The sequence below is a fragment of the Pseudomonas sp. LH21 genome (genome assembly GCF_036549575.1).
Lineage (GTDB): Bacteria > Pseudomonadota > Gammaproteobacteria > Pseudomonadales > Pseudomonadaceae > Aquipseudomonas > Aquipseudomonas peradeniyensis.
In genome coordinates this window covers 3,388,417-3,413,455 of the sequence record NZ_CP144367.1, presented here as the reverse complement: position 1 = coordinate 3,413,455, position 25,039 = coordinate 3,388,417, and the positions used below count along the sequence as shown (strand labels likewise).

Below are 25,039 nucleotides of genomic sequence, written 5' to 3'. Positions count from 1 at the left end.
CCTGGGCATGGCTGATCGAGGTGCGTCTCATGACGCGCTCCAGGTCAGGGCGAATACGGTCTGCCCTGGTAGTTGAAAACGGACCTGGCCATTGGCGCAGCTGAAGCTGGCGCGACGGCTCTGGTTGTCGGGGCCGAACAGTTCGAGCTGGCCGGCGGGGCAGTCGCCCAGGGCCAGCGCCACCTGTTGCAGGCGCTCGGCCTTGTTCACCCCCAGCAGGCTGCGCTGGTGCTGGCGGGCCATGGCCAGGGCGTCGACCTCGAAGGCGTCGTTGTCCAGGGCCAGCACCTGGTCCAGCCAGTGGCGCTGGATGAACTGCTGGGCCAGGCCCACCGGCTTGAGTTCGTAGCGCTGCTCGCCGGTATCGCGCAGCATGCCCTTGGGCCATTCGGGCTCGTCGGCGACATGGAACCAGTTGAGCATGTCGAGCAGGCCGTCACCGGCGGCGTTGATCACCACCGAGGTCCACCACAGGCCGGCGTAGTGGGTGTTCTGTTCGTAGGGGCTGAGGCTCGAGCCACTGGACAGGTTGGTCTGGTCCAGCAACAGTGCCTTGCGCGGCCGGCCCTTGCCGTCCAGACCCACCAGCTCGGCGGCCTGGCGCACGCTGTCGCGGTAGCTGCGGGTGGCGAGCAGGTCGCGGACCATCCATTCGTGCCAGGCCAGGGCGTCGATCTGTGCGCCCTGTTCGGCGAGCAGGCGCCGCGCCCAGTCGATGCCGCGGCGTTGCTTGCCGTCGTCGGTGAAGGGCCCGCCGAGCAGGCGCGAGGAGGCCGGCATGGCGATGCGCACGCCAGCCTCGTGGGCGCCGGGGTACTCGCGCACGCGCCGGGCCATGACCTGGAAGAAGTCGCGGTAGCTGGCGTAGTCACGATAGTTGAGGTTGGGCTCGTCGGCAAAGGCCAGGTAGTGGGTGCCTTTGCCGCCCAGGGCCTTGGTCGCCTCGAGCCAGGCGTCAAGGCCATCGCTGCTGGTACGGTCGCTGCGCAGGTCGGCGACCCGCGCGCTGCCGGCCAGCAGGGTGATGTCCTGGAGGATGCCGAAACGTTCCTGGTAGAGCTTGCGCCAGGCGTTCTCGAAGTCGGGTTGGCGTTGCAGCACGTCGACGAAGCTGTAGAAACCGGCGGCCTGGGGGCGCAGGGCGTCCAGGGCGGCAAAGCTCGAGGCCGGCGGCAGCACATAGGGCAGGGCCACCCCTAGCCTTGGCGTGGGGCCGAGTACTTTGCTGCCCAGGGCCAGGCGCACCTGGCCTGGTTGCTGGGGCAGGTCGCCCAGGTCGTCGGCACGCTGGGCGAACAGGTTGGCGCTGCCGTCGAGCCAGAACGCCGCCTTGCCGCTGCCCTGCAGGCCAAGGCGCCAGGTCTCGTCGCGGCTGCTGACCGGCAGCGGCAGCTGGTCGAAGCGCCAGTAGGCGCGGTAGGGCTTGAGCGGCAACTGCACGCGGCGACCGTCACCGAGGCGTTCGGCGAACAGCCCGTGGACACCGCCGTGGTGCTTGCCGGCCAACACCGCCCGTTCGCCGGCCTTGACCCGGAAGTACAGCTCGACACCCGGCCCGACCTCGGTGCTGAAGTGCACCTTGGCCGGCGCGAACAGCGCACGGGTGCTGGCATCATGTTGGATACGGTAGTCGCGGAAGCTGTAGCCGGGCACTTCCAGGCGATAAGTGCCGCCACCCGATGCCAGGGGCCAGCGCTGCTCGCCGCGCACCTGCGCGGCCTCGATGCGCCGTTCGCCGGCCAGGCGGCCCTGGCCGTCCAGCAGGTACAGGCGCTCCGGGTTGGCGTCGGCCTGCCAGGCCGGGCGCCACTGGATGCGCAGCTCGTCGGCGCGCGCCGGCAACAGGTACAGGCTGCCATCGCGGATCTCGCCCCATTGCACGGGCGCGGCGAGCGCCGGCTGTGCCAGCAGCGCGGCGCACAGCAGCAGGGCTTTCATGCCGCCCTCCGTTGCAGCATCTGGCGCAGCGGCGCCAGGTCGGCGGGCAGGATGACCAGGGTTTGGCCCAGCGGCACGCCGCTGAGGCGGCAGTACAGCACCAGCATGGCCAGGGTGACCGCCAGGTAGGCGATGGACGAGGCCGCCGCCGCGCCGACGATGCCCCAGGCCGGGATCAGCAAGACGTTGAGCACCAGGTTCAGGGCGGCGCCCGCGCCCATCAGCAGCGACACCGTGCCGGGGCGGTTCTTGCCCAGCAGGTCCAGGCGCAGGATGCTGGCGTAGCACAGGCCGAGCAGGCCCGGCAGCAAGGCCAGCAGCGCCGGATAGGCCGGCGCGTAGTCGGCGCCGAACAGGGTGACGATCAGCCACTGGCCGATCAGCGCCATGCTCAGGCAGGCGCCGAGCATCACCGTGGCGGTCAGGCGCAGGGCCAGGGGTGTCAGCCGCTCCATGCCGGCGTCCTGCTGCAGCAGGCGTTTCATCAGCGGCGTGGTCACCGCCTCGGGGACGATCAGCAGCAGTTCGGCGGCGGCGCTGGCCATGGCGTAATGGCCCAGGGCGGTGCTGCCGAGCATGGCGCCGATGAACAGGTAGTCCGAGCGCAGGATCACCTGCTGGAACAATAGGTCGGGGTGGCTCTTGGCGCTGTAGCTCAGCAGCTCGCGCTGGCCGCCACGGTCCCAGCGCAGGGTGAGTGGGTGCTGGCGGCGCAGCCACCACAGGCCCAGCAGCAGCACCAGGGCGATGCCGCACAGCCAGCTGATCAGCGCGGCCTCCAGGGCCTCGTCGCGCCACATCCAGAACAGTCCAAGAAACAGCAGCAACGGCGCCAGTGACTCGGTCAGGCGCAGGGCGTTGAAGGCGCCGACGCCGCCGCTGGCGTTGTGCAGGGTCAGCAGGCCGCTCTTGAGCACGGTCATCGGCACCGCCAGTAGCAACAGCCAGGCCAGCAGGCCCAGCTGCACGGTAATTTCCAGGTCGGTGCCGAACTCGCGCACCAGGAACACGCAGACCAGGGTCAGCAACCCGGCCAGCAGGCAGCCATAGACCAGCACCTGGGTCAGCAGCAGGCCCATGTCGCGCTGCTTGGCCGCCTGGTAGCCGACCGCGCTGTTCAGGCCGCCGCTGGTGGCGGCGCTGATCAGGTCGGGCAAGGTGCTGAGCAGGGCGAACAGGCCGCGCTCGCTGGGCCCGAGGATGCGCGCCAGCAGCACGTTGCGCAGCAGGCGCAGGGCGATCATCGCAAGCTTGGTGCCCATGCTCAGCGCCAGGTGGCGCAGGTAGCTGTTGCGGTTCATCAGCGTTCTCCGCGGCTGATGCGCCAGGCCAGCAACGAAGGCCGGCTGGCATTGCGCTGGCTGACGCCGATGCGCGGCAGCGCCAGCGGGTCGTCCTGGCCCTGGCAGATCCCCGGGCGGGTGCTCAGGGCGTAGGGGTAGCGGTGCGCGGCGACCCGCGCGCGTACGCGCTCGTCGTGGTCGCCGTTGGGGTAGCAGTACACCGGCAGCGGTTCGCGGCAGCCTTCGTTGAGCGCGGCGTGGCTGCGTTGCAGCTCGTCGTTGAGGCGGTGGTCGTCCAGGTACGGCAGCAGGGCATGGCTGGCGCCGTGGGGGCCGAAGCGCACCAGGCCGGAGTCCTCGAGGGCGCGCACCTGCTGCCAGTCCATGGCCTGGGGCAGCGACTCCGGCGGGCAGGCGTCGGTCAGCACATGCAGGGCCTGGGGGCTGAGGCTCTTGAGGGTCTGCAGGTAGCGCGCCAGCACCAGGCTGCGGGCCTTGCTGTGGTCGTGCATGAAGTAGGCCGCAGGCAGTGGCCGGCCGAGCTTGCGCAGGCGCTCGATCAGTTGCCGACGAGCCTCCTCGCCATGGGTGCCCCACAGGGTTTCGCCGACGCTTTCCCACCAGAAGCGCTGGCGGCTGCCGATGTAGTCGGTGGACAGGAAGATGCTCGCCGGCACCTGGTGGCGTTGCAGCAGCGGGAAGGCGTTGACGGCATTGTCGCGCCAGCCGTCGTCGAAGGTCAGGGCCACCTTGGGGCGGGTATCGCTGCGGGGCTCCTCGTGACTCTTGAGCAGGTCCATGAGGCTGACGCAGTCGAAATGCCGGGGCAGCCAGCGCAGCAGCCCTTCGAAGGCCCGGGGGCCGACGCACAGCTCGTTGCGATGGGGCAGGGCGGCGCTGGCGTCATCGGCCAGCACCCGGTGCAGCATGAGGATCACCCCGGCGCCGCGCAGTTCGGCGCGGCCACGCGGCGACTTGAAATAGAACCAGCCACTGGCCTGCTTGATGTGGGTCTTGATCGGCATGTCCGTCGCTCATCGATTCTGGTCGGGGTTCCATTGGCTGTAGCTGTGCCCGCGCAGGAACTGCCACAGGCCCACGCTCATGCCGGCGAGGGTGACCAGCACGAAGGCGGCCAGGCGGAACGGGCGCGGCAGGCGGCGGCGGGCGTCGAGCAGGCCGGCGATGGCGGCGGCGTAACCGAGCAGCTGCAGGGCCAGGGTCAGGCGGTAGAACCCGGGCTCGATGGCCAGCCACAGGTTGGCCAGCAGCAGTGGCAGCAGCAGCACCGGGGCCAGGCGGCGGATCAGCTTGTGGCTGATCAGGGCGATGGCGTACAGGCCGTGACGCGCCGGGTTGAGCAGCTCGCGGCGGGCGGCCAGGCTCAGCAGGCCACCGACGGTGACCCGCTGGCGGCGGCGGAACTGCTTGTCGGCCTCGTCCACGCCCTGGTCCAGCACCACCGCCTCGGGCACGTAGACGATCCGCAGCCCTGCAGCCGGGGCGCAGGTGCTGATGAAGAAGTCGTCGTTGACCTGCTTGGGAATCGGTTGGTACAGCGCCCGGCGCAGGGCCAGCAGGGCACCGTCGGCCGAGACCATGCAGCCGGTGCGGTTCTCCACCTTGCGCACCCAGGCTTCGTAGTGCCGGTACAGGCTGTCGCCGATGCTCAGGCCCTTGCCCGGGTCGGGGATGATCATGTGCCCGGCGGTGCCGCCGACCTGCGCGTCTGCGAACGGGGCCAGCAGCAGCCCGAGGGTGTCGGCCGACCACTGGTTGTCGGCGTCGGTGAACACCAGCAGGTCGCCCGTGCACACCTGCACGGCACTGTTCAGCGCCCCGGCCTTGCCCAGCCGCGGCAGGTCCAGCACCTGCACCCGCGGGTCACCCAGGGCGCGGGACAGCGCCACGGTGCGGTCGCTGGAGCCGTCGCTGGCCACCACCACCTGCAGCTCGGCGGCGGGGTAGTCCTGGCCGAGCACGCTGGCGAGCTTGGCTTCGATATGCCGCTCTTCGTTATGCGCGGCGATCACCACGCTCACCCGCTGCGCCGGCAGCGGCGAATGCGTGCGACGGGCAAAGAACGGCGCGGCCAGGGTCAGCAGCAGGGGATAGCCGACCCAGGCGTACAACGGCAGCAACAGGCATAGCCAGAAGATGAACTCAGCCACGGGCGGGCCTCCTTGCGGTGCGGTTGAACAGGCTGAGGATGAACGCCGCGCCGGCCAGGTGCAGGCGCAGCCAGTGCAGGCCCCAGAGTTGCAGGGTGAGCAGCGGGTCTCGGTGGCGGCGGCTCTGGCGCAGGCTCAGGAACAGCGCGGGCAGGGCGCTGACCAGCAGGAAGAACAGGGCCACATGGGGGAAACCGTCGAGCAGGGCCGACAGGGCTATGGCATCCAGAACCCAGGCCCCCACCGAAAGCAGCGGGAAGCGCAGCAGGCGCAGGCTGACGCCATGGCTGCGCAGCAGTTGCAGGTGGCTGCCCTGGCGCCACATTTCCTTGCCCAGCCATTCGCGCCAGTTAGCCTCGTAGCCCCAGTGCAGCACCGCGGGCTGGCGCAGCACCCGCAGGCGGGCGCCGGACTCATGCAGGCGCAGGGTGAAGTCCTTGTCCTCGCCGGTACGCAGGCGCTCGTCGAAACCGCCGACCTGGTCGAACCAGCTGCGGCGCATCAGCAGGTTGGGGGTGGGCAGCCAGGTGCAGTCCTGCACCGTCTGTCCAGTGCGCAGGGTGCGTCGTTGCCAGGCCTGGGCGAACCACGGGGCGTGGCGCGGGGTGTCGCAGTCGAGGGCGAAGACATCGCCTTCGCCGCGGCGCTGCAGGTCCAGCAGCAGGTCCAGCCAGTGCTCGGGCACCTCGATGTCGGCGTCGAGGAAGGCCAGCCATTCGCCGTGGCTGGCGGCCACGCCGGCGTTGCGCAGGGCGCCGATGGCCACCCCGGGTAGCGTCAACACCTGGGCGCCGTGCTCGCGGGCGATACGTGGGCCGTCGTCGCTGGAGCCGTTGTCGACCACGATCAGCTCGCAGGCCAGGCCCGCCGCGCTGGCCGAGCGCCGGGCGGCGTCCAGGGTGCGGCCGATATGGCGGGCCTCGTTGAACATCGGGATGACGATGCTCACCCGGCTCATCGGGCCACCTCCGCTGGCTGTTGTTCACGGGCCTGGCCCAGCAGCACGCTGGACAGCGCCAGCATCAGCCACAGGTACTTGTGACTGGGGGCGCTGAGGAACATCAGGAACAGGCCGATGGCCAGCATGCTCATGGTCAGGTGGGTCATCAGGTCGGCGCGGTCCGCATCGCCGGCCGCGCGGAAGATGGCGCGGGCTCGCCAGAAGTTGCGCAGGGCGAGAAAGATCATGCCGACGAACAGCAGGCCCGCCGGCAGGCCGACCTCGCTGAACAGCTCCAGGTAAGTGTTGTGGGCACGGCGGTAGAGGTCGGTGGTCTTGCTGTTGACCGGGGCGAAGGCCTTGGAGAAGCCGGTGTCGGCGTAATGCAGCGGGAAGGTGCCGGGCCCGGTGCCGAGCAGCGGGCTGTGGCTGATCATTTCCTTGCCCACCACCAGGTAGGAGGCGCGTCGGCCCAGCGATTCGTCCTGGTGCGCGTTGACCCCGGACTTGAGCAGCATCAGCGACTGGATGCGCTCGGCGTAGCCCGCCGGCATCAGCGCCACGCCCAGGGGCAGGACGATGGCCAGGCCAAGTATGGCGAAGCCCAGGTGGCGCGGGCGGATGTAGGTCAGCTGTTCGCGGTAGTTGTACAGCACGATGCCCAGGCTGATCATCAGCACCACCAGCCCCGAGCGCGACTCGGTCTTGGTCATGCCCACCAGCAGCAACAGGCAGCAGCCGGCCCAGAACAGCTTGACCGGGATCTGCCGGGCCTTGATCGCCAGCCACAGCCCCAGCGGCATGGCGATGGTGATCAGCAGGGCGAAGGCGTTGGGGTCGAGCATGGCCGAGGCGCGGCCCTGTTCCTGGTACTTGGTGGAGAAGATCGCGAACAGGCAGGTGACGCACACGCTGACGGTGATCAGCCGGGCCAGCATCGGCAGGTTGAGGTCGCGGCCGACCAGCAGGGTGATGACGAACACCACCAGGCCCACCAGCAACTCGCGCAGGTGCCCACCCGACAGGGCCAGGTCGTCGCTGGTCCACAGGCTCAGCAGGTACAGGGCCATGAACGCCAGCAGCAGGCGCCATTGGTTGCTGCGCAGGCGTTCGCCGGGCAACTGGCGCACCGCCAGCTGCAGGCTGAGGATCAGCACCAGGCCGACGCCCACCAGCTTGGCGCCGGACACCAGGCCGTCCTTGAGCAGCCCCTCCAGCGGCACCAGGGTGGCGATCGCCAGCAGGCCCCAGGCCGGCTTGCGGTACAGCACCAGCACGCCGGCCAGGCCGATCACGCCGCCGGGGGCCAGGAACGGGTAGGGGCTGGCCAGCAGCCCCAGGCTCAGCAGGGCCACCAGGGCCACCAGCGACAGGGGAATGATCATGCGACAACCTCCTCGGCCGTGCCCCGATAGACCAGGGCCCAGCGTTGTGCCAGGGTCGGCAGGTGGTAGCGTTCGCGTTGCGTGCGGCGGGCGCCGGCGACCAGCTCGGCGGCCTGCGCGGGATCCACGAGCAGGGCCTCGAGGTGTTCGCCCAGTTCGGCGCTGGCCAGCGGGGCGGCCAACAGACCGTTGCGCCCGTGTTCGATGACGTCGGGAATGCCGCCGACACCGAAGGCCACTACTGGCACGCCGTCCTGCATGGCCTCGAGCAGGATCATCGGCGTGCCTTCGGTGCGCGAGCTGATGACCAGGGCGTCCAGGCGCTTCATCCAGGCGCGCATGTCGCGCTGGAAGCCCGGCAGGGTGATGCGCGCGGTGAGACCGGCGGCGTCGATGCGGGCCTGCAGGGTGTCGCGTTCGGGGCCTTCGCCGAGCATCACGGCGTGGACCTGTGGGTGGCGCTGGCACACCGGGATCAGGGTGTCGAGGAACAGGTCGGGGCCTTTTTCGCTGGACAGTCGGCCGACGTAGGCGGCGAGCCAGGGGTTTTTATCGCAGTGGTGAGGTCCTGGCGTGGGAGCGGGCTTGCCCCGCGATGGCGATGTCAAATCTGACAGCGTATCGCGGGGCAAGCCCGCTCCCACGAAACCCGCTCCTACGCCACCTGGCAGGTCATCCTTGGTGTGCTCGGGCAGCCCGTTGGGTATCACCCGCAACTTGGCCTCGGGCACGCCGGCATCGCGATGGATGCGGGCGATGCTCTCGGCCACGCACACCACCGTGTCCACGGTCGGCGTGCGGCACAGTTGCAGGCTCAGCCAGGTGTAGAAACGCTGCTTGCGGCTGCGCGGGGTGAAGCCATGCTGGGTGCTGACCATCGGCAGGCGCCACAGGGTGGCGCCGATCCAGCCGAACAGCTGGCCTTTGAAGTTGTGGCTGTTGACCAACGGACGTTGGCCGCGCTGCGCGCCGAGTACCTTGAGCACCGCCCCCAGCCCATGGCAGGTGTCGCATTCGACGCCGGCCTCGCGAAAGCGTGTCACCAGTTCCGCCGGGGCATCGAGGAACAGCACCCGATGCTGGCCGGGGGTGGCCTGGCAGTGGTCCAGGAGCATGCGCTCGGCGCCGTAGAACCCGCCACTGCCGAGCAGGTGCAGGATCGGCCGGCCGGCGTGCAGCGCGGCGTTCAATTGCGCACCCAGTGCCACAGGCGTGGCAGCGACCAGCTCTTGTGCGGGTTGGGCAGCGCCGGGGCCTGGTCGTTGATCACCAGCAGCACCGGCAGGCCCAGCTCGTGGCTGATCTGCGCCGGATGCTTGAAGCGGTGGTCGAAGAACTCCCTGACGTAGACCACGGCGATCGCCAGCAGCAGGCCGGTGACCAGGCCGAACGGAATGATCAGGCCAGGTTTCGGGAAGCTTGCCGCAGTGGGCTCGTAGGGCGCGCTGAGGATCCGCGCGTTGGACTGGCTGCCGTCGAGCAGGCCCTGGCCGCGGCTTTCCTCGTAACGCTGGGCGTAGGTGGAGAAGGCCTTGTGCAGGGCATCGATCTCGGTGTCCAGCTGGCGGGTCTTGCTCTGGGTCTCGCGCAGCTGGAGGATGCGCTTGCTGTAGTCGGCGATGCGCTGGGTCTTCTGCTCGATCACCTGCTGGGTTACCGCCAGGTCCTGCTGGCGCTCACGGATGCGGTTCTCGACGATCTTGAGGAACTGCGCGCGCAACTGGGCGATCTGCTGGCGGGCCATGACCATCTGGTCGGAGCCCGGCTGGAACACCGTGGCGTCGCCGTTGTAGCGGGCCAGCTGGGTGGTCAGCTGCTCGCCGAGCTGCTTGATCTCGCGGTCTTCGAAGGCAACGTTGTCGACCGTGGTGGTGAAGGTGTAGGGGAACGCGTAGTCGGCCATCCTCGCCTTGCTGGCCGCTGCCAGGCTGCTCTGCAGGTAGTCGAGCCACTTCTGGTTCTGCAACTGGCGGTCACGCTGCAGGTTGAGCGCCTGTTCCTCTGTGTTGATGGCGTTCAGCCGGAAGGTGATCTCTTCCTTGGGGTCCGACGAGCCGATGGCGGTCAGCAGCCCCAAGCGCTGGCTTTCCAGGTCGCCCAGGCGCGCCTGGTAGTGCAGTTTCTTCTGCTCGTAGAACGCCTCGGGCAGCTCGTTGGACTGCAGGTCCTGGCGGTTGGCCAGGAAGTTCTCCAGCAGGCGGCTGACGAACAGCGTGCCCAGCTTCGGATCGTCGGCGCTGTAGGTGATGGAGATCACGTTGGAGCCGGGCAGGGTCTCGACCTTGAGATCCTTGACCGCCTGGTCGGTGAGGGTGTCGAGCTGGGTGTCGCGGTCATCGGCCACGCTGTTGCCGAACAGCCGGTGCAGCGGGTCGAACACCGCGTGGCGTACCGGGTCGAGCACGGTACGGCGCAGCAGGCCGGGCTCATCCGGGTAGTGGCCTTCCTTGCGCAGCTCGCCGATGGTCTGGCGGATCAGGGTCGGCGAGCGCAGGATGTTGCTCTCGGTCTCCATGTCGGCCAGCGACGGCGGGATGAACTGGTCGGCCTGCTGGCTGAGCGCCGAGGTGGTGTCGCTCTGCGAGAGTTTCTTGGACTGCACGATGACTTCGGCGGTGATGTCGAAGCTCTGCTTGAGCACCAGCGGCAACAGCACGGCGATCACCGCGAACACCAGGAACACCCGTTTCACCAACTGGCGGTTGGCGAAGAAGATGCGGAAGAACTCATGCACATAGTTTTCTTTGGGTTGCGTGGTCATGGTCCGTCCCCCGGTCAGTCGTTGCTTTCTTTGTTGTCGACGCGGTAGCTGAAGCTGAAGCCGAAGCCCTGGAACAGCACCACGTCGGCCAGTTGACGGGACAGCTCGGCGGCGCTGGCCAGCTTGGTCTTGGGCACGTAGAGCATGTCTTCGGGCTGCAGGTAGGCGAGTTTCTGGGTACCGCCGGACAGCGCCTGGTCGACGTCGTAGTTGACCGCGTGCACGGTGTTGCCCTCACGGCGCATGATCACTACCGAGCCGAGCTTGGCCTTCAGGGTCGGGCCGCGGGCCAGGGTCAGGGCCTCGAGCACCGACACCGGACGGCGGATCTGGAAGGCGCCGGGCTGGCCGACTTCGCCGAGCACGTAGATCTCGTTGGCGGCGGTGGACTTGAGCAGCACGTCCACGCTCATGCGCCCGGGCAGGGTGGCGTAGCGCTCGTTGAGGTAGTCGCGCAGCTGGTTGACGGTCATGCCCTGCAGCGGCACCGAGCCGATTTCCGGAAAGGTGGCGCGGCCGTCGTTGCCCACGGTGATGTCGCGGCTCATGCCGGTGCCGGGGTGGTTGAGGGCGTTCTTCAGGTTGACCTCGTCGGTCATCGGGCTGATCACCCGCACGGTGACCTGGTCGCGATTGGGCTTGAACACCCGCTTGTCCTGGTAGGCCTGGCGGATGGCGCTCTCGGCCTCGCCGGGGGTCATGCCCTCGACGCGCACCGCGGCGTTGGTGCTGGGCAGGGTGATGCTGCCGTCGGGCTGCACCAGCTGGTTGCCGTTCAGGCCGCTGGCGGCCATGAAGTTCAGGTCCAGGGTGTCGCCGGACTGGATGCGGTAGACCCCGGCCGACCGGTTGCTGACGTGGAAGATCACCTCCAGCACGTCCTGCGGGCGCAGCACCTGCTCGCGGCGGGCGACTTCGGTGGCCTGGCTCTCGGCCGGTGGCGCGGTGAGGATCTGCACCGGCATCTGGCGGTCTTCCTGGCTGGCGCAGCCGGCCAGGGCCAGCACGCACAAGGCAATCGATGGATATCTCATGGCGTTCATCCTGTGCGGCCTCTCAGAGATTTTCGTACAGCCACTTGGGCATGTAGTACTTGCGCTTGTTGAACACGCTGCCGATCAATCGCGCGCCTGCCTGGGTCAGGCGCTGGCTGGCGGCCTGGGCGACTTCCCAGCGGGTCTCCTCGGCGCAGACCACCAGGATCACGCCGTCGACCAGGGTGCCGATCACCAGGCTGTCGGCGCTGGCATAGATGGCTTCGCCGTCGATCACCACGAAGCGGTACTGGTTGCTCAGCTGGTGCAGCAGCACGCGCAACTGCTCGTGGTCGAGGCGGTCGCGGCCGCGCTTCCAGGTGCCCACCGGCAGCACGTCGAAGGGCTGGTCGGACAGGCGCACGATGCAGTCCTGGGCCAGCGGCGGTGTGTCCTGGTTGAACAGCAGGTCGCTGTAGCCGCGCAGCTTGCCCAGGCCCAGCTGCTGGCTGAGGCCGCCGGGGCTGAGGCTGGCGTCGATCAGCAGCACGTTGCCCGCGCTCATCAGCGCCAGCTGGCTGGCGAAGGCCAGGGCGCTGGTACTGGTGCCGCTGCCGGTGTTGGCCGCGGTCAGCAGCAGGGTGCGCTGGTCGAGGTCGAGCACGGTGGAGGTCAGGTTGGTCTCGCTTGGGGTAGCGATCGTCAGGCTTCTCGAGGATGAACCGTCCATCTCAGCTTGCTCCGTGGCCAGTGAAGACTTTGAACGGGGTCTTGAGCAGGATCTTCAGGTCCAGCATCAGGCTCTGTTCGTTGATGTAGCTCAGGTCCAGCTCTACGCGTTGGTCAAAGTCGATATTGCTGCGCCCGGAGATCTGCCACAGGCCGGTCATGCCCGGGTAGATCGACAGCCGCGCCAGGTGGTTGTCGTGGTAGCGGTAGGCGTTGAACGAGGTGGGGCGCGGGCCGACCAGACGCATGTCGCCAGTGACCACGTTGATCAGGTTGGGCAGCTCGTCCAGGCTGCTGCGGCGCAGCCAGCCGCCTATCGAGGTGATGCGCGGGTCCTTGTCGATCTTGAAATCGATGGATTCGGCGCCGTGCTTGTTCAGGTGACGCAGCGAGTCCTTCAGCGCCTCGGCGTTGGCCACCATGGTGCGGAACTTGTACATGCCGAAGGCGCGGCCCCGGTAGCCGGTGCGCTTCTGCACGAAGAACACCGGGCCCTTGCTGGACAGCTTGATCAGCAGCGCCAGCACCAGGAACACCGGCGACAGCAGCAGCAGCAGGGTCAGCGCGGCCAGGCACGACAGCACGCGGTTGGTGCGCGACAGCGTCCACGGGCGGCCCCCGGCGCGGCCGGTCATCCAACCGCGGCCCTGCATGTGGATGGCGGCATCGATGCGTTGCCGGTGCGCCGGGTCCATGCGTTTGTCCTGGTACAGCGCCTGCAGTTGCGCGCTCTTGGGTTGTCCTGTCATACCGCCCTCCGCTGATCTGGCTGCTCGCCCGTGGGCGCCGCTTCGCTGGCGGCGGGCGAGTGGTAGCTCTTGAACCAGGCGACGAAGCGCCCGAGCCCTTCATCAAGGCCTATCTGTGGGGTGAAACCGGTGATCCTGGCCAGGGCGCTGGCGTCGGCGCAGGTGGCCAGCACATCGCCCGGCTGCAGCGGCAGCAGTTCGATCACCGCGTTGCGCTGCAGGTGTTTTTCCAGCAGGGCCAGGTAGTCGAGCAGCTCCACCGGGCGCTGCCCGCCGATGTTGTACAGGCGCCAGGGTGCGTGGCTGCTGGCCGGGTCCGGGTCGAGCGCATCCCACTGCGGGTCGGCGACCGGGGGCAGGGGGATCAGCCGCACCAGGCTTTCGACGATGTCGTCGATGTAGGTGAAGTCGCGCTGGTGGCGGCCATGGTTGAACAGCTGGATCGGCCGGCCTTCGCTGATCGCCTTGGCGAACTGCATCGGCGACATGTCCGGGCGACCCCAGGGGCCGTACACGGTAAAGAAGCGCAGGCCGCTGCAGGGAATGCCATAAAGGTGGCTGTAGCTGTGGGCCATGGCCTCGTTGGCTTTCTTGGTGGCGGCATACAGCGAGAGCGGGTGGTCCACCGGATCCTGCACCCGATAGGGCGTCTGCTGGTTGGCGCCATACACCGAGCTGGACGAGGCGTACAGCAGGTGCTTGACCGGATGGCGGCGGCAACCTTCGAGAATGTTGAGAAAGCCGGCGAGGTTGCTGTCCAGGTAGGCCTGCGGGTTCTGCAGCGAGTAGCGCACGCCGGCCTGGGCCGCCAGGTGCACGACGACCTCGGGGCGCTCGCTGGCGAACAGCCGGGCCATGCCGTCGCGGTCGCCCAGGTCCAGGCAGTGCAGCGGGAAGTCACCGACTGTCTGGCGCACCCAGTGCACGCGGGCATGCTTGAGTGCCGGCTCGTAGTAGTCGTTGAAGTTGTCCAGCCCCACCACCTGGTGCCCCTCGAGCAATAGCTGGCGGCAGGTGTGGGCGCCGATGAAGCCGGCCGCGCCGGTGACCAGCACTTTCATGGCGCATCCACCTGCGGGGCGACCTGGCGTAGGCCGATGCCGCTGTAGTGCAGGCCGTGGGCGGCGACCTGTTCGGGGTTGTACAGGTTGCGTCCGTCGACGATCACCCGCTCGCGCAGTTTGCTGGCCAGCATCGAGAAGTCGACCACGCGGAAGTTCTTCCACTCGGTGCAGATCACCAGGGCATCGGCGTCCTGCAGGGTGTCGTCGCGGGTGGCGCACAGGTGCAGGTCGTCACGGTAGCCGTACAGGCGCCGGCACTCGTCCATGGCTTCGGGATCGTAGGCGCGCACGGTGGCGCCTTCGGCCCACAGGGCCTCCATCAGGTAGCGGCTGGGGGCCTCGCGCATGTCGTCGGTGTTGGGCTTGAAGGCCAGGCCCCACAGGGCGATGGACTTGCCGGCCAGGCCCGCCAGGCGCTGCTTGAGCTTGGCGAAGAGGATGCGCCGCTGCTGGTCGTTGACCTCATTGACGCTCTGCAGCAGGCGCAGCGGCATGCCGCTGTGGGCGGCGGTGTGCAGCAGGGCCTTGATGTCCTTGGGGAAGCACGAGCCGCCGAAGCCGCAGCCTGGATAGATGAAGTGGTAGCCGATGCGCGGGTCGGAGCCGATGCCCCGGCGCACCGCTTCGATATCGGCGCCCAGGTGTTCGCTGAGGTTGGCCAGCTCGTTCATGAAGCTGATGCGGGTGGCGAGCATGGCGTTGGCGGCGTACTTGGTCAGCTCGGCGCTGCGGTTGTCCATGAACATCAGCTTTTCGTGGTTGCGGCAGAACGGCGCGTACAGTTCGGCCAGCTGGTCATGGGCGACTTCGTCGAGGGTGCCGACGATGATCCGGTCCGGACGCATGCAGTCGGCCAGGGCGCTGCCTTCCTTGAGAAACTCGGGGTTGGACACCACGCGCACCTGTAACTGGCCCTTGCCCAGGCGCTGCAGTTCGTCGCGGGCCAGGGCCATGACCTGGTCGGCGGTGCCCACCGGCACGGTGGACTTGATGATCAGGGTATGGTCGGTCTCCATCAGCGCGGCGATCTGCCGGGTGACGTTGAGCACATGGCTGAGGTCGGCCGAGCCGTCCTCGTCGGGCGGCGTGCCGACGGCGATGAAGATCAGCTCGGCGTGGCTGACCGCATCGCTGGCCTGGGTGCTGAACAGCAGGCGACCTTCCTTGATGTTGTCCTCGAGCAGGTCCGACAGGCCCGGCTCGCTGATCGGCGGTACGCCCTGGCGTAACTGGTTGATCTTGTGGGTATCGACATCCACGCACAGGACCCTGTGACCGACGTCCGCCAGGGCTGCTGCCTGTACCAGTCCGACATAACCGGTGCCAAAAACGCTCACGTCCATGCGCGGTGCCTCGTATGGATGAGTAAGGGAGATGAAACAGTGGTGTGAATTGGGTATAGCTCAGCCCGGTGGATTTGCGTCAAAGCAATGGCATGTTTCGTCGAATTTACAGACCCTGGCGAAACGGGCGATCTGCCACCAACCCTTTTCCAATCCGTGTGTTAGCGCGCATAGCTAGTGGCAATTGGCCGTTCGACGAACCGATGAACGGTTGGACGCGCCGGAATAAGCGGGTTCCAGACGATAGAGAGAATCAACAACAACTTGCGGCAGGTGCCAGATTACGGTGTCGGCATGTCGTCGGAATTTTGACTTTTTTGCGTTGTGGTTTGTTTCACAGCTGCTACGGTTTGAGGAGATTTCCATGACCAGAGTGGCCGAAACATGCGCGGATGGATCAAGCTTTTGCTGTTGCTCGTCTATCTGGCCAGCTTTCATGCCTATTACCGCGAGCGCATAGAAGCACTGGGTATTGGCTTGCCATTGGTGCTGTACCTGGGGGTGTTTGTAGTATTGGCGCTGGCGCTGCTGCTGGCAGCGTTCAGCCGCCCCGGCTGGCTGCGCTGGTCGCTGGCGCTTGTATTCACGGTCAGCGCGATCTTTCTCGATGCTTATAACCGCATCACCGACTCCTACCTGACCTATAGCGCATTCGTGTCCATGGTCTATGCCGGTGGCTTCGTCCAGGAGGCCCTGCAGCAATATCACTACGCCATTACCTTGGCCGCGGCACGGGCGCTGTTGCTGCTGGTTGGTCTTGGTTTGCGTCCGGGGCCGACCCCTCGGCTACCGTGGCTGTTGCCACCCGTGGCGCCGGTGCTGGGCCTGCTGGTGCTGATTGCCATCCTGTTCGTGCGCGCCGGCGAGGGCGCCCGCGGGCTGCCAGTGATGTACACGCCGCTGGCCTACCTCAGCCTGTTCGGCTACGAGACCCTGCACGACCATGTCGGGCCGCGCCAGCCAGTGAGTCTGGCCCAGTCGGGGCCAGCGATGGCGCGGGATATCGTGCTGTTGATCGACGAGAGCATCTCGGGCAACTACCTGGACCTGAACACCCCGGCCGGGGTCACCAGTCACCTGGCCCAGGCCCAGCCCGGCGTGTCCATCGTCAACTTCGGCTACGCCGCGTCCATCGCCAACTGCAGCGCCGACACCAATGTCACCCTGCGTTATGGCGGCACCCGCGGTGATTACCTGCGGATCAATTCGACCCAGCCGTCGATCTGGCAGTACGCCAAGCGCGCGGGCCTGGGTACGGTATACATCGATGGCCAGCGCACCGGCGGTAACCTGCAGAACCTGATGACCGAGACCGAGAAGCGCGATATCGACCAGTTCATCCAGTTCGACGACACGCCTGTGGTACAGCGCGACATGGCGGCGCTGGAGCGGCTGGTGGCGCTGCTCAAGGACGGCAGGCCGCAGTTGATCGTGGTGAACAAGGTCGGCGCCCACTTCCCGGTGCACGACAAGTACCCGGACGAATTCCTCAAGTACCAGCCCGCCTTGCCGCGGGGGCGCTATGTCGATATCGCCGACACCGGCACCCGCGACGGCTTCGATGGCCGGCCCCAGGACTGGGTGCTGTACCGCAACGCCTACCAGAACACCGTGCTGTGGAATGTCGGCGAGTTCTTCCGCCGGCTGTTCGCCGAGGGCGACCTCAGCCAGGCCGTGGTGCTCTACACCTCAGACCATGGCCAGGACCTGCATGAACGCGGCAACCCCGGGCTGAACACCCACTGCGACAGCGATCCGGTGCCCGAAGAAGGCCTGGTGCCGCTGGTGGTGATCCAGGGCGAGGGCCTGCGCACGCTGGACTGGCAGGCCCATCTGCAGGCCAACCGCAACGCCTCCAGCCATTACAACCTGTTCCCCACGCTGCTCAAGCTGATGGGCTATGACGGCACGGCCGTGAGCGCGCTCTACGGCCGTTCGCTGGACATGCCGACGGACGATCCGTTCACCTTCAACGTGCGCTTCAATGCGCGGCTTGGGGCCAAGCCGGACTTCCGCCACATAGACCTGGGCCAGGTGGTCACGCCCGCCAGTGTCCTGGCGGGGCAACCGATGCCGGTGGGCAAGGCGGACTGACGTCAGAAGTCGATGCTGGCGGATACCTGCACGGTACGCGGCGCACCCAGCCCCAGGCTGGTGAGCAGCGGCATGCCCCAGTAAGCCTTGTTGGTCACGTTCTCCACCGTGCCGCGCAAGGTCACCGGGTGGTCGGCCACCTGCAGCCGGTAGCGGGCGCCGACATCGTAGATCGTGTAGCCAGGGATCGACTGGCTGTTGTCGTCGCTGATGTACTGCTTCGACACGGCGGTGGCGTTGGCGGTCAGGGTCAGGCCATCGAGCAGCGGGGTGTCCCATTCCACGCCCAGCTTGCCCTGCAGTTTCGGCTGGCCGGTGGCGGTCTTGCCTTCCTCGGCGGGGTTCTCGGCCTTGGTCACCTTGGGGTCCAGGCGCGCCACGCCGCCCATCAGGCGTACGTCGCTCAGCGGGGTGCCGAAGAAGCTCCACTCAAGCCCGCGGTTACGCTGTTCGCCACCAAAGGAGAACACCTTGGTCACCGGATCGGTGAAGCTGCTGGGGCGTTCGATCTGGTACAGGCTCAGGGTGTGGGCGAAGTCGCCAAGGTCGAGCTTGATGCCGACTTCCTTCTGCTTGGACTTGTAGGGGGCGAACACCTGGCCGGCGTTGGGCGCGGTAATCGGGGCGATGGCACCCTTGCTCAGGCCTTCGATGTAGTTGGCGTACAGCGACACTTCGTCGGTGACCTTGACCAGCACCGCTGCCGCTGGCGTCGTGGCGCTTTCGTTGTAGCGCGTGGTGTGCGCGCCGGTGCTGACGTTGAAGCTGTCGGTCAGCACCTGCTGGCGGCGCACGCCGAGGGTGAGTTGCAGGCGCTCGTCGAGCAACGACAGGGTGTCGGCCAGGCCGTAGCTGCTCAGGCGCGACTCGGTGTGGGCGATGGCCGGGTAGCTCCTGGCGGCCTCCGGCCCCCAGACCGGGTGGTAGATATTGTTGATCCACTCGGCCCCCGGGACGTTGCGCCGGCCATAGTCGCGCTGCTTGTCCGAGTAGTGCGTGGCGTTGAGCGACCACTGGTGACCGACGCCGAACGTGTCGAAATGGCCGCGCAGGCCGGCCTCGCCCGAAGTCTTCTTCAGGTCGATCTTCAACTGGCCCATGTTCGTCTGCAGATCCCCGGCGGTGTTGAGCACCTCGGCGAGCATGGTGCCACTGTAGGCGTAGTCGGTCTTGCTGGTGCCGGCCGCGGCATAGGCCATGAGGTTGTCGTTGAGGTCGTACTCGCCGCGCACGATCACGCCCTTGTCGCGGGTCTGGACGAAGCCCCAGTCCGGGTTGAGCAAGGTCTCGGACTTCGGCGGCCTGGGCACGGGCACGCCCGCGGCCAGGCCGATGCCGCGGTTCTGGCCCCTGACCCGGTCCTCGCTTTCGTACAGGTCGGCGGACAGGCGCGCCCGCTCGCCACGCCAGTCGAGGCCCAGGGCGTTGAGCTCGGCCTTCATGCGCTGATGGTCGGTCGCGGTGTCGCCGTCGCGATAGACGCTGTTGAAGCGCACGCCGAACTGCTGCTCTTCGCCGAAGCGGCGGCCGACGTCGAGGTGCCCGCCGAACTGCGCGTCGGACATGTAGGTGGTGGTGATCCGCGTCAGCGGTTCGGCGCCCGCGCGCTTGGGCACCAGGTTGATGCTGCCGGCCACAGAGCCGGCCGGTGGCATGCCGTTGAGTAGGGCGGACGGCCCCTTGAGCACTTCGATGCGCTCGTACATCTCGGGCGAGATCCGGTAGTAGGGCGCCATGCCGTACAGGCCACCGATGCTCACATCGTTGATGTTGGAGTTGAAGCCGCGGATCGAGTAGTTCTCGCTGTAGGTGCCCTTCAGGCCATTGCTGAACACTGTGGGGTCGGTCGCGGCGATCACGTCGGTGACGGTTTGCGCCTGGGTGTCCTGGATGTACTGGTCGGTGTAGCTGATGGTGCTGAACGGCGTCTCCATGAAGTCCTTGTTGCCCAGCAAGCCGACCCGGCCGCCCGAGGCCACCTGGCCGCCAGCGTAGGCGGGGGGCAATGCGCTCGGGGCATCGAGGTTGCCTTCAATCCGGGTTTCGGTCAGCTCGAGGCCACCGCTGGCCTGGCCTTGGCGGGGTTTTTCCACTTCCTCGGCGCGTTCCACGGTCTGCGCCGCGGTCACGCTCATGGACGCGCCGCCCAGGCCGAGCAGCAAGGCCATGTGCACGGCGGCGAAGGTGCGATTGAGGTCGAAGTGGGGCACAGCCGGCTGCTGCGCCGGGCTGACACGCTGTTGCGACATGCTGGATTCCTTTCGATTCGCAAGTGAGTGAAGGCATTCACTAGGCTTTCCGACCCAGCACGGGAAAACCTCAATGCAAATCATTAACATCCAGCAATGCGATTGGTGCTCAGCCAGGCAGGGTCAACGGGCGATGAGGATATCCTCGAAGAACGCCCCGACCGGTTCGCTGGGATGGCACAGCTGGATCTCCAGCACCCAGACCATCTCCCCCGGCACGATCTGCAGGTCGGCCAGTTTCTCCTGCCCGTACAGGACATGGGGGAAGTCGGCGATGCGATGCCCGGCCAGGTTGCGCTCCAGGCGCCAGCCCCTGGCTTGGGCGCTGCGCTCGGCGACGTCATACAGCTCGCGCCCGGTCAGCCCACCGCGCCAGGCCTGGCGCGTTTCGGCGAACACCGCGTGCAGCGCTTCGACACAGGCGTGGTGCAGGGGGTGGTCGCCGAACACGAAAGTGTCGCCATAGTCGCCCTCGTAGCCGTCCCAGACCGGGCCGAGGTCGACCACGGCGATATCGCTGGCGCGCAGCCTGCGCTGCGGGTCGATGCCCTGGCGCGGGGTGCGCACGGTGTCGTCGCCGAAGCGGATATAGGTCGGGTGCCAGGTGTGCGAGGCGCCCATGGCCCGCAAGGTGCGCTCGGCCATGGCCAAGGCCTGGGCGGTGGTCATGCCGACTTCCAGCTGGCTGGCGATGGCGGCCAGGGCCCGTACCGTCTGTTCGCGGGCGGCGAGCATGCCGTCCAGCGAGTAGCGCGGGCCGACTTTCTCCAGTTGTGGGTCCAGTGCCGTCGACGGCAGCGCTGCGCCGCTGGGCACGAAGGCCTCGGCGATGAAGCGATGGGCCTGCACGCCTGCGCCAAGGCATTGTTCGCGGACCTGCTGGATCATCGTGCCGTTGCCACAGGCATAGACCTGGGTATCGGCCCAGTAATGTGCCTGGGCCAGTGCCACTTGCTGCACGCGGGCCTGTGCCGCCAGGACCGGGTACCAGCGAAAGCGAGGGTGCGCCTGGCTGCTCTGGTCGAGGAACGAACGGTCGTAGAAGTCGGCCGGCGAGGCGCCGCCCCAATACAGCGTGACCTCGGTATTGCGCGCCAGGGCCGTCAGCAGCAGCGGCTTGATGCCGGCATAACCGGTCCCTGTGGCGAACAGCACCACGGGGCGTTCATCTTCATGTTGCCAGGTGCAGGCCCCCACCGGGCCTTCGAGCATCAGCACATCGCCGATGTCGAGTGACGGCAGCAGGCGTTCGGAGAACAGGCCGCCAGCGACACTGCGTATCTGAAACACCATCCGTCCCTGATCCAGGGCCGGCAGGTTGGCGATGGAGAAGCAGCGGCTGTCACCGTTATCAAGGCGGAACCTGACGTACTGGCCTGCACGTACCTCGATGGGTTGTTCGGGTTGCAGCACCAACTCGGTGATATCAGCGCTCAGGGGGCGTTTGCCCAGCACCCGCGCGCTGAAGGTCAGTGTCGGCGTGTCCAGTGACCAGCCGGGAATCGCCAGGCGCATGTCGCCGCAGGCGTGGCTCTGGCATAGCAGCAGTTCGTCGGCGGCCAAGGGGTAGGAGGGCGCGGGCGTGTCTGTGTCGCGCTGCTTGTCGCGATATTGACCGGCGACCACCTTGACCTTGCACGAGCCACAGGCGCCACGACGGCACGAGAACGGCACGGCCAGGCCGCTGGCGAGCATGGCGTCGAGCAGCAGCTCGTCGCCGGCCTCGAAGGTTCTGCCCGAGGGCGACAATTCAATGACATGGTGGCTGGGCATGGCGACCTCGCGGCAGTGGGAGCGGTGATTGTTGCGGTAGACTTGGACCAGGAGAACCTCCAGTTTTGGATAATTCACATGGTCCAGTTACGCAAATGGCGGCCGTTGCTCAACCTGGAAGGGGGCGAGCTGCAGGCCTCCTATCGAAAGATCGTCGAGGGACTGGTCAGCGCGATCAGCGATGGCCGCCTGCTTCCCGGAACCCCCTTGCCGGGTACTCGGGACATGGCGCAACTGCTCGACGTCAATCGCAAGACGGTGATCCTTGCCTACGAAGAAGCGGCGACCAAGGGCTGGCTGTACAGCGTGCCGCGTCGTGGCACCTTCGTCAGCCAGCAGCTCGCCGCGCAGGCGACGCCGGCGCGCGAGGTGGCGCAGCCATTCGCTCCGAAATTGCGCGATGCGCCTGCCACTGCGTATTTCGCGGCGAGCGAACAGGCGACGGCGTGGCATCAGCGCCCCGGGGCGCTGTTCTTCGACAACGGCGCCTGTGACCATCGCCTGTTGCCCCAGGCGGTCCTGCACCGTTACTACCGCAAGGCCCTGCGTCACAGCTTCGCCACCAATACCGTGCGCCATGGCAGCGACGGCAGCGGCCATCACCTGCGCCGCGTGTTGGCGGACATGCTGCGCCAGGAGCGTGGGTTGAACGTGGGGGCCGAGCATATCTGCCTCACCCAGGGCACGCAGATGTCGCTGTACCTGGCCGCCAGCGTGTTGCTCAGACCCGGTGACGTGGTGCTGGTGGAGCGGCTGAGCTATCCGCCGGCCTGGGAAATATTCCGCCAGCTGGGTGCCCGGCTGGAGACCGTGGACCTGGACGAGGAGGGGTGTCGGGTCGAGCAGATCGAGGCGCTGTGCCGGCTGCATCCTGTGCGCTTTCTGTATGTCACGCCCCATCACCAGTTTCCCACCACCGTCAGTCTGCGCGCCGGTCGCCGGCGGCAGTTGCTGGAATTGGCGCGGCGCCATGACTTCTGCGTGATCGAGGAGGACTACGACCACGAGTACCACTTTGCCGGGCGGCCTTACCTGCCGCTGGCCAGTGATCCCCTGCAGCGCCATGTGATCTATGTCGGCTCGCTGTCCAAGTCATTGGGCAGCACCTTCCGTTGCAGCTTTATCGTTGCGCCGCCGGCGGTGACCGAGACGCTGAGCCGCACTGCGGCGTTGATCCTGGGGCAGGGCGATGCGGTAATGCAGCGGATGCTCGCCGACCTGATCGAAGCCGGTGAGCTCAGGAAGCACCTGCGGCGGGTATCCAGGGAGTACCGGCGCCGCCGGGATATGCTCCTGGGCTGCCTGCGCGAAGCCTTTGGCGAGGGCATCGCGGTGCAGGTGCCGGAGGGTGGGTTGGCGCTGTGGGTGAGGTTCGCCCCGTCGATCGACGTGGATCGGCTGGTGGTCGAGGCGTTGCGACTGGACCTGGTGGTGCGTGCCGGCCGGCAGTTTTCACCCGCCGGCCAACCCGAGAATGCCCTGCGCCTGGGGTTCGCCTCGCTGGATCCGGACGAGATTCGCCAGGCCGTGCAGCGTCTGGCCCAGGCCGCGAGGGCCGTGGCTGACTGAAGCCTGCTACTGCAGCGCGCCCTGTTCCTGCGCCGGGGCGCCGAACGAGACGTAGTAGGCCAGGCCGACGAAGATCGCTCCGCCCACGGCATTGCCCAGGAACACAGCCGCCAGGTTTTCCAGCAACTGCCCCCAGCTCAGGTAGCCGGCAAAGATCGCCGCCGGGATCAGGAACATGTTGGCCACCACGTGCTGGAAGCCGATGGCGACGAAGGCCATGATCGGAAACCAGATGCCGAGGATCTTGCCGCTCATCTCACGGCTGGCGTAGGACAGCCACACGGCCAGGCACACCAGCCAGTTGCAGCCGATGCCGGAGACGAAGGCATGCAGGAAATCGGCGCTGACCTTGCTGGTGGCGCCCGCCAGGGTCTTGCCCAGGTACGGTCCCTCGGTCAGTCCGAGCAGATGGCCGAAGCAGTAGGCGACGAACAGCGCGCCCAGCAGGTTGGCCAGGGTCACCAGGGCCCAGTTGCGCGCCACTGCCCACAGGCGGATACGCCCGGCGAACATCGCCAGGGGCAGGCTCATCATGTTGCCGGTGAGCAGTTCGCCCCCGGCCAGGATCACCAGGATCAGGCCGATGGGAAATACCGCGGCGCCCAGCAGGGTGCCGAACGAAGCCCATGGCGTGGGGATCATGGCGCTGACGTGGATCGCCAACAGGAAACCCAGGGAGATGAACGCCCCGGCCAGGAAGCCGAGGATCAGGGTGGCGCGGGTGGGCAGGTGGGCTTTGCGGGTGCCGGCTTCTATGACCAGCTCGGTGATCCGGGAGGGGGTATTCACAGACATTTCAACAACTCGAACGCAAGGACGACGGCTTGGACCGTGGATTGGGGTTTGACAGCGGCGGGGCGGCTTCGAAGCGGGCGGCACGTTAGCTGAGGCAATTTGACGCGGTCAAATCGATAGGCTGGATGAGGTGATAGATCTCATCTATGAGGGGCGGGTATCAAAGCGGTTGTGCTATATGAAAGCGACTGTAATGGATGAGCTGCAACCGACGCGCTTGAAAAGGCGGCGCGGGACGTGCAGTATTCACCAAATTACATGGTACATGCCATGGTATGTAATGGTGGAGTGAGCAATGGCCCGCATAGGCATCGACAAGGCAGCTGTTCAGCAGGCGCGGCAGGCACTGATGGCCCGTGGTGAGAATCCCAGTATTGACGCGATACGTATCGAGTTGGGCAATACCGGGTCCAAGACCACCATCCACCGCTACCTGAAGGAACTCGATCGTCAGCCTGCGTCGCTGCTGGGCAACAGCACGGCGCTGAGCGAACCGCTGGGTCGGATGGTCGGGCGACTGGCCGCGCAACTGCAGGAGGAAGGGCAGGCGCGCATCGACGCTGCCGAGGCCGCGGCCGAAGCACGCTGCGCGGCGATGCAGGCTGAATTGCAACTGGCTCAGCGCGAGCTGGCCGGCGCGCTGCGCCAGGTCGAGACCTTGAGTGGTGCGCTGCGAGTCGAGTCCGAACGCCTGGCCGCCAGCCAGGCCAGTCTGCAGGCCGAACAGCTGCGCAGTGCCGGTCTCAGCCAGTCCCAGGGCGAATTGCAGGCACGTCTTGTCGACAAGGACGAGCAACTGCGCGTCAGCCTCGAACAGCGCCAGCAGGAGCAACGCCGCAGCGAGACCCAGGTGCGCCAGTTGCAGGGCCAGTTGCAGACCCTGCAGCAGGGCGCCGTCGCCCGTCAGGATGAGCTGACCCGCCTGCACCGAGACAACGAACGCCTGCTGGCCGAGCAGCGCCAGGCAACGGCACAGAGCCGGTTGCTGGACGAGCAATTGCAGCAGCGCGACGCCCAGGTGCAAGGGTTGCGGGCGATACTGGCCCAGGCCCAGGGCGCCAATGACGAGATGCGCCGCCAGTTGGCGACGCGAATCTAAAGAGTCTCGTATTCATCGACAACCCCTGTAGGAGCGGCCTTGTGCCGCGAAAGGACCGCAAAGCGGCCCCGGCGATCTTTTCATCGACGCTGAAATCCTGGGGCCGCTTCGCAGCCCTTTCGC

19 protein-coding genes are annotated in these 25,039 nt (G+C 67.1%); 3 read left to right on the top strand and 16 right to left on the bottom strand.

Annotation, left to right across the window (positions count from 1 at the left end; translation table 11 throughout):
* Positions 1 to 27: 27 nt before the first annotated feature.
* Genes VUG52_RS15505 through VUG52_RS15445 form a run of 13 tightly spaced genes read right to left on the bottom strand, consistent with a single transcriptional unit; the run spans position 28 to position 15,337 of the window.
* Positions 28 to 1,938 carry a hypothetical protein gene (locus VUG52_RS15505; RefSeq protein WP_050705454.1) on the bottom strand — a complete coding sequence of 637 codons (1,911 nt, stop codon included), beginning with the start codon at positions 1,936 to 1,938 and terminating at the stop codon, positions 28 to 30.
* Positions 1,935 to 3,239, bottom strand: a complete 1,305-nt coding sequence (locus VUG52_RS15500) for a lipopolysaccharide biosynthesis protein (RefSeq protein WP_050705455.1) — start codon at positions 3,237 to 3,239, stop codon at positions 1,935 to 1,937. The genes VUG52_RS15505 and VUG52_RS15500 overlap by 4 nt, the downstream gene beginning before the upstream one ends.
* The gene (locus VUG52_RS15495) at positions 3,239 to 4,246 is read right to left on the bottom strand and encodes a polysaccharide deacetylase family protein (protein ID WP_050705456.1); all 1,008 of its coding nucleotides are present in this window, start codon (positions 4,244 to 4,246) and stop codon (positions 3,239 to 3,241) included. The genes VUG52_RS15500 and VUG52_RS15495 overlap by 1 nt, the downstream gene beginning before the upstream one ends.
* A gap of 9 nt (positions 4,247 to 4,255) precedes the next feature.
* On the bottom strand, positions 4,256 to 5,392 hold the full coding sequence (locus VUG52_RS15490) for a glycosyltransferase family 2 protein (RefSeq protein ID WP_050705457.1): 1,137 nt from the start codon (positions 5,390 to 5,392) through the stop codon (positions 4,256 to 4,258).
* Positions 5,385 to 6,350 (bottom strand): glycosyltransferase, encoded by a 966-nt coding sequence (locus tag VUG52_RS15485; RefSeq protein WP_050705458.1) that lies wholly within the window; start codon positions 6,348 to 6,350, stop codon positions 5,385 to 5,387. Before VUG52_RS15485 ends, VUG52_RS15490 begins: the two co-directional genes overlap by 8 nt.
* A complete protein-coding gene (locus tag VUG52_RS15480) occupies positions 6,347 to 7,717 on the bottom strand; it encodes an O-antigen ligase family protein (RefSeq protein ID WP_050705459.1) in 1,371 nt (456 codons plus the stop codon). The genes VUG52_RS15485 and VUG52_RS15480 overlap by 4 nt, the downstream gene beginning before the upstream one ends.
* Positions 7,714 to 8,907, bottom strand: a complete 1,194-nt coding sequence (locus tag VUG52_RS15475) for a glycosyltransferase family 4 protein (RefSeq protein ID WP_050705500.1) — start codon at positions 8,905 to 8,907, stop codon at positions 7,714 to 7,716. The genes VUG52_RS15480 and VUG52_RS15475 overlap by 4 nt, the downstream gene beginning before the upstream one ends.
* Positions 8,904 to 10,478: a GumC family protein gene (locus VUG52_RS15470; protein WP_050705460.1), complete on the bottom strand. Its 1,575-nt coding sequence runs from the start codon at positions 10,476 to 10,478 to the stop codon at positions 8,904 to 8,906. The genes VUG52_RS15475 and VUG52_RS15470 overlap by 4 nt, the downstream gene beginning before the upstream one ends.
* A 14-nt stretch (positions 10,479 to 10,492) precedes the next feature.
* On the bottom strand, positions 10,493 to 11,512 hold the full coding sequence (locus VUG52_RS15465) for a polysaccharide biosynthesis/export family protein (protein WP_050705461.1): 1,020 nt from the start codon (positions 11,510 to 11,512) through the stop codon (positions 10,493 to 10,495).
* A gap of 22 nt (positions 11,513 to 11,534) precedes the next feature.
* A complete protein-coding gene (locus VUG52_RS15460; RefSeq protein ID WP_050705462.1) occupies positions 11,535 to 12,182 on the bottom strand; it encodes a CpsD/CapB family tyrosine-protein kinase in 648 nt (215 codons plus the stop codon).
* A gap of 1 nt (position 12,183) precedes the next feature.
* Positions 12,184 to 12,930: a sugar transferase gene (locus VUG52_RS15455; protein WP_050705463.1), complete on the bottom strand. Its 747-nt coding sequence runs from the start codon at positions 12,928 to 12,930 to the stop codon at positions 12,184 to 12,186.
* Positions 12,927 to 13,991, bottom strand: a complete 1,065-nt coding sequence (locus VUG52_RS15450; protein WP_050705464.1) for an NAD-dependent epimerase — start codon at positions 13,989 to 13,991, stop codon at positions 12,927 to 12,929. The genes VUG52_RS15455 and VUG52_RS15450 overlap by 4 nt, the downstream gene beginning before the upstream one ends.
* Positions 13,988 to 15,337 carry a UDP-glucose dehydrogenase family protein gene (locus VUG52_RS15445; protein WP_050705465.1) on the bottom strand — a complete coding sequence of 450 codons (1,350 nt, stop codon included), beginning with the start codon at positions 15,335 to 15,337 and terminating at the stop codon, positions 13,988 to 13,990. The genes VUG52_RS15450 and VUG52_RS15445 overlap by 4 nt, the downstream gene beginning before the upstream one ends.
* A 384-nt stretch (positions 15,338 to 15,721) precedes the next feature.
* Here VUG52_RS15445 and VUG52_RS15440 point away from each other — a divergent pair, with 384 nt between their 5' ends.
* The gene (locus VUG52_RS15440; protein ID WP_050705466.1) at positions 15,722 to 17,431 is read left to right on the top strand and encodes a sulfatase-like hydrolase/transferase; all 1,710 of its coding nucleotides are present in this window, start codon (positions 15,722 to 15,724) and stop codon (positions 17,429 to 17,431) included.
* Positions 17,432 to 17,433: 2 nt separating this feature from the next.
* On the opposite strand, the gene VUG52_RS15435 is transcribed toward VUG52_RS15440, so the two are convergent.
* Both VUG52_RS15435 and VUG52_RS15430 read right to left on the bottom strand, forming a co-directional pair.
* Positions 17,434 to 19,680 (bottom strand): TonB-dependent receptor, encoded by a 2,247-nt coding sequence (locus VUG52_RS15435; RefSeq protein WP_331831721.1) that lies wholly within the window; start codon positions 19,678 to 19,680, stop codon positions 17,434 to 17,436.
* A gap of 123 nt (positions 19,681 to 19,803) precedes the next feature.
* Positions 19,804 to 21,531 (bottom strand): NAD(P)H dependent flavin oxidoreductase family protein, encoded by a 1,728-nt coding sequence (locus VUG52_RS15430; protein ID WP_331831720.1) that lies wholly within the window; start codon positions 21,529 to 21,531, stop codon positions 19,804 to 19,806.
* On the opposite strand from VUG52_RS15430, the gene pdxR reads away from it, so the two are divergent.
* Complete coding sequence (gene pdxR / locus VUG52_RS15425) at positions 21,532 to 23,022, top strand: MocR-like pyridoxine biosynthesis transcription factor PdxR (RefSeq protein WP_262952166.1); 1,491 nt, start codon at positions 21,532 to 21,534, stop codon at positions 23,020 to 23,022.
* A 6-nt stretch (positions 23,023 to 23,028) separates the two neighbouring features.
* On the opposite strand, the gene VUG52_RS15420 is transcribed toward pdxR, so the two are convergent.
* Complete coding sequence (locus VUG52_RS15420; protein ID WP_186715020.1) at positions 23,029 to 23,817, bottom strand: formate/nitrite transporter family protein; 789 nt, start codon at positions 23,815 to 23,817, stop codon at positions 23,029 to 23,031.
* 295 nt (positions 23,818 to 24,112) lie between these two features.
* Here VUG52_RS15420 and VUG52_RS15415 point away from each other — a divergent pair, with 295 nt between their 5' ends.
* On the top strand, positions 24,113 to 24,916 hold the full coding sequence (locus tag VUG52_RS15415; protein WP_262952167.1) for a DNA-binding protein: 804 nt from the start codon (positions 24,113 to 24,115) through the stop codon (positions 24,914 to 24,916).
* Positions 24,917 to 25,039: the final 123 nt, after the last annotated feature.

Excerpts from the sequence above, each read along its gene's own strand:
- VUG52_RS15460 (WP_050705462.1), bottom strand. The coding sequence starts at position 12,182 with ATGGACGGTTCATCCTCGAGAAGCCTGACGATCGCTACCCCAAGCGAG.
- VUG52_RS15445 (WP_050705465.1), bottom strand. The coding sequence starts at position 15,337 with ATGGACGTGAGCGTTTTTGGCACCGGTTATGTCGGACTGGTACAGGCA.
- VUG52_RS15495 (WP_050705456.1), bottom strand. The coding sequence starts at position 4,246 with ATGCCGATCAAGACCCACATCAAGCAGGCCAGTGGCTGGTTCTATTTC.
- VUG52_RS15465 (WP_050705461.1), bottom strand. The coding sequence starts at position 11,512 with ATGAGATATCCATCGATTGCCTTGTGCGTGCTGGCCCTGGCCGGCTGC.
- VUG52_RS15485 (WP_050705458.1), bottom strand. The coding sequence starts at position 6,350 with ATGAGCCGGGTGAGCATCGTCATCCCGATGTTCAACGAGGCCCGCCAT.
- VUG52_RS15435 (WP_331831721.1), bottom strand. The coding sequence starts at position 19,680 with ATGTCGCAACAGCGTGTCAGCCCGGCGCAGCAGCCGGCTGTGCCCCAC.
- VUG52_RS15455 (WP_050705463.1), bottom strand. The coding sequence starts at position 12,930 with ATGACAGGACAACCCAAGAGCGCGCAACTGCAGGCGCTGTACCAGGAC.
- VUG52_RS15450 (WP_050705464.1), bottom strand. The coding sequence starts at position 13,991 with ATGAAAGTGCTGGTCACCGGCGCGGCCGGCTTCATCGGCGCCCACACC.
- VUG52_RS15415 (WP_262952167.1), top strand. The coding sequence starts at position 24,113 with ATGGCCCGCATAGGCATCGACAAGGCAGCTGTTCAGCAGGCGCGGCAG.
- VUG52_RS15470 (WP_050705460.1), bottom strand. The coding sequence starts at position 10,478 with ATGACCACGCAACCCAAAGAAAACTATGTGCATGAGTTCTTCCGCATC.
- VUG52_RS15480 (WP_050705459.1), bottom strand. The coding sequence starts at position 7,717 with ATGATCATTCCCCTGTCGCTGGTGGCCCTGGTGGCCCTGCTGAGCCTG.
- VUG52_RS15505 (WP_050705454.1), bottom strand. The coding sequence starts at position 1,938 with ATGAAAGCCCTGCTGCTGTGCGCCGCGCTGCTGGCACAGCCGGCGCTC.
- VUG52_RS15500 (WP_050705455.1), bottom strand. The coding sequence starts at position 3,239 with ATGAACCGCAACAGCTACCTGCGCCACCTGGCGCTGAGCATGGGCACC.
- pdxR (WP_262952166.1), top strand. The coding sequence starts at position 21,532 with ATGGTCCAGTTACGCAAATGGCGGCCGTTGCTCAACCTGGAAGGGGGC.
- VUG52_RS15440 (WP_050705466.1), top strand. The coding sequence starts at position 15,722 with ATGCGCGGATGGATCAAGCTTTTGCTGTTGCTCGTCTATCTGGCCAGC.
- VUG52_RS15420 (WP_186715020.1), bottom strand. The coding sequence starts at position 23,817 with ATGTCTGTGAATACCCCCTCCCGGATCACCGAGCTGGTCATAGAAGCC.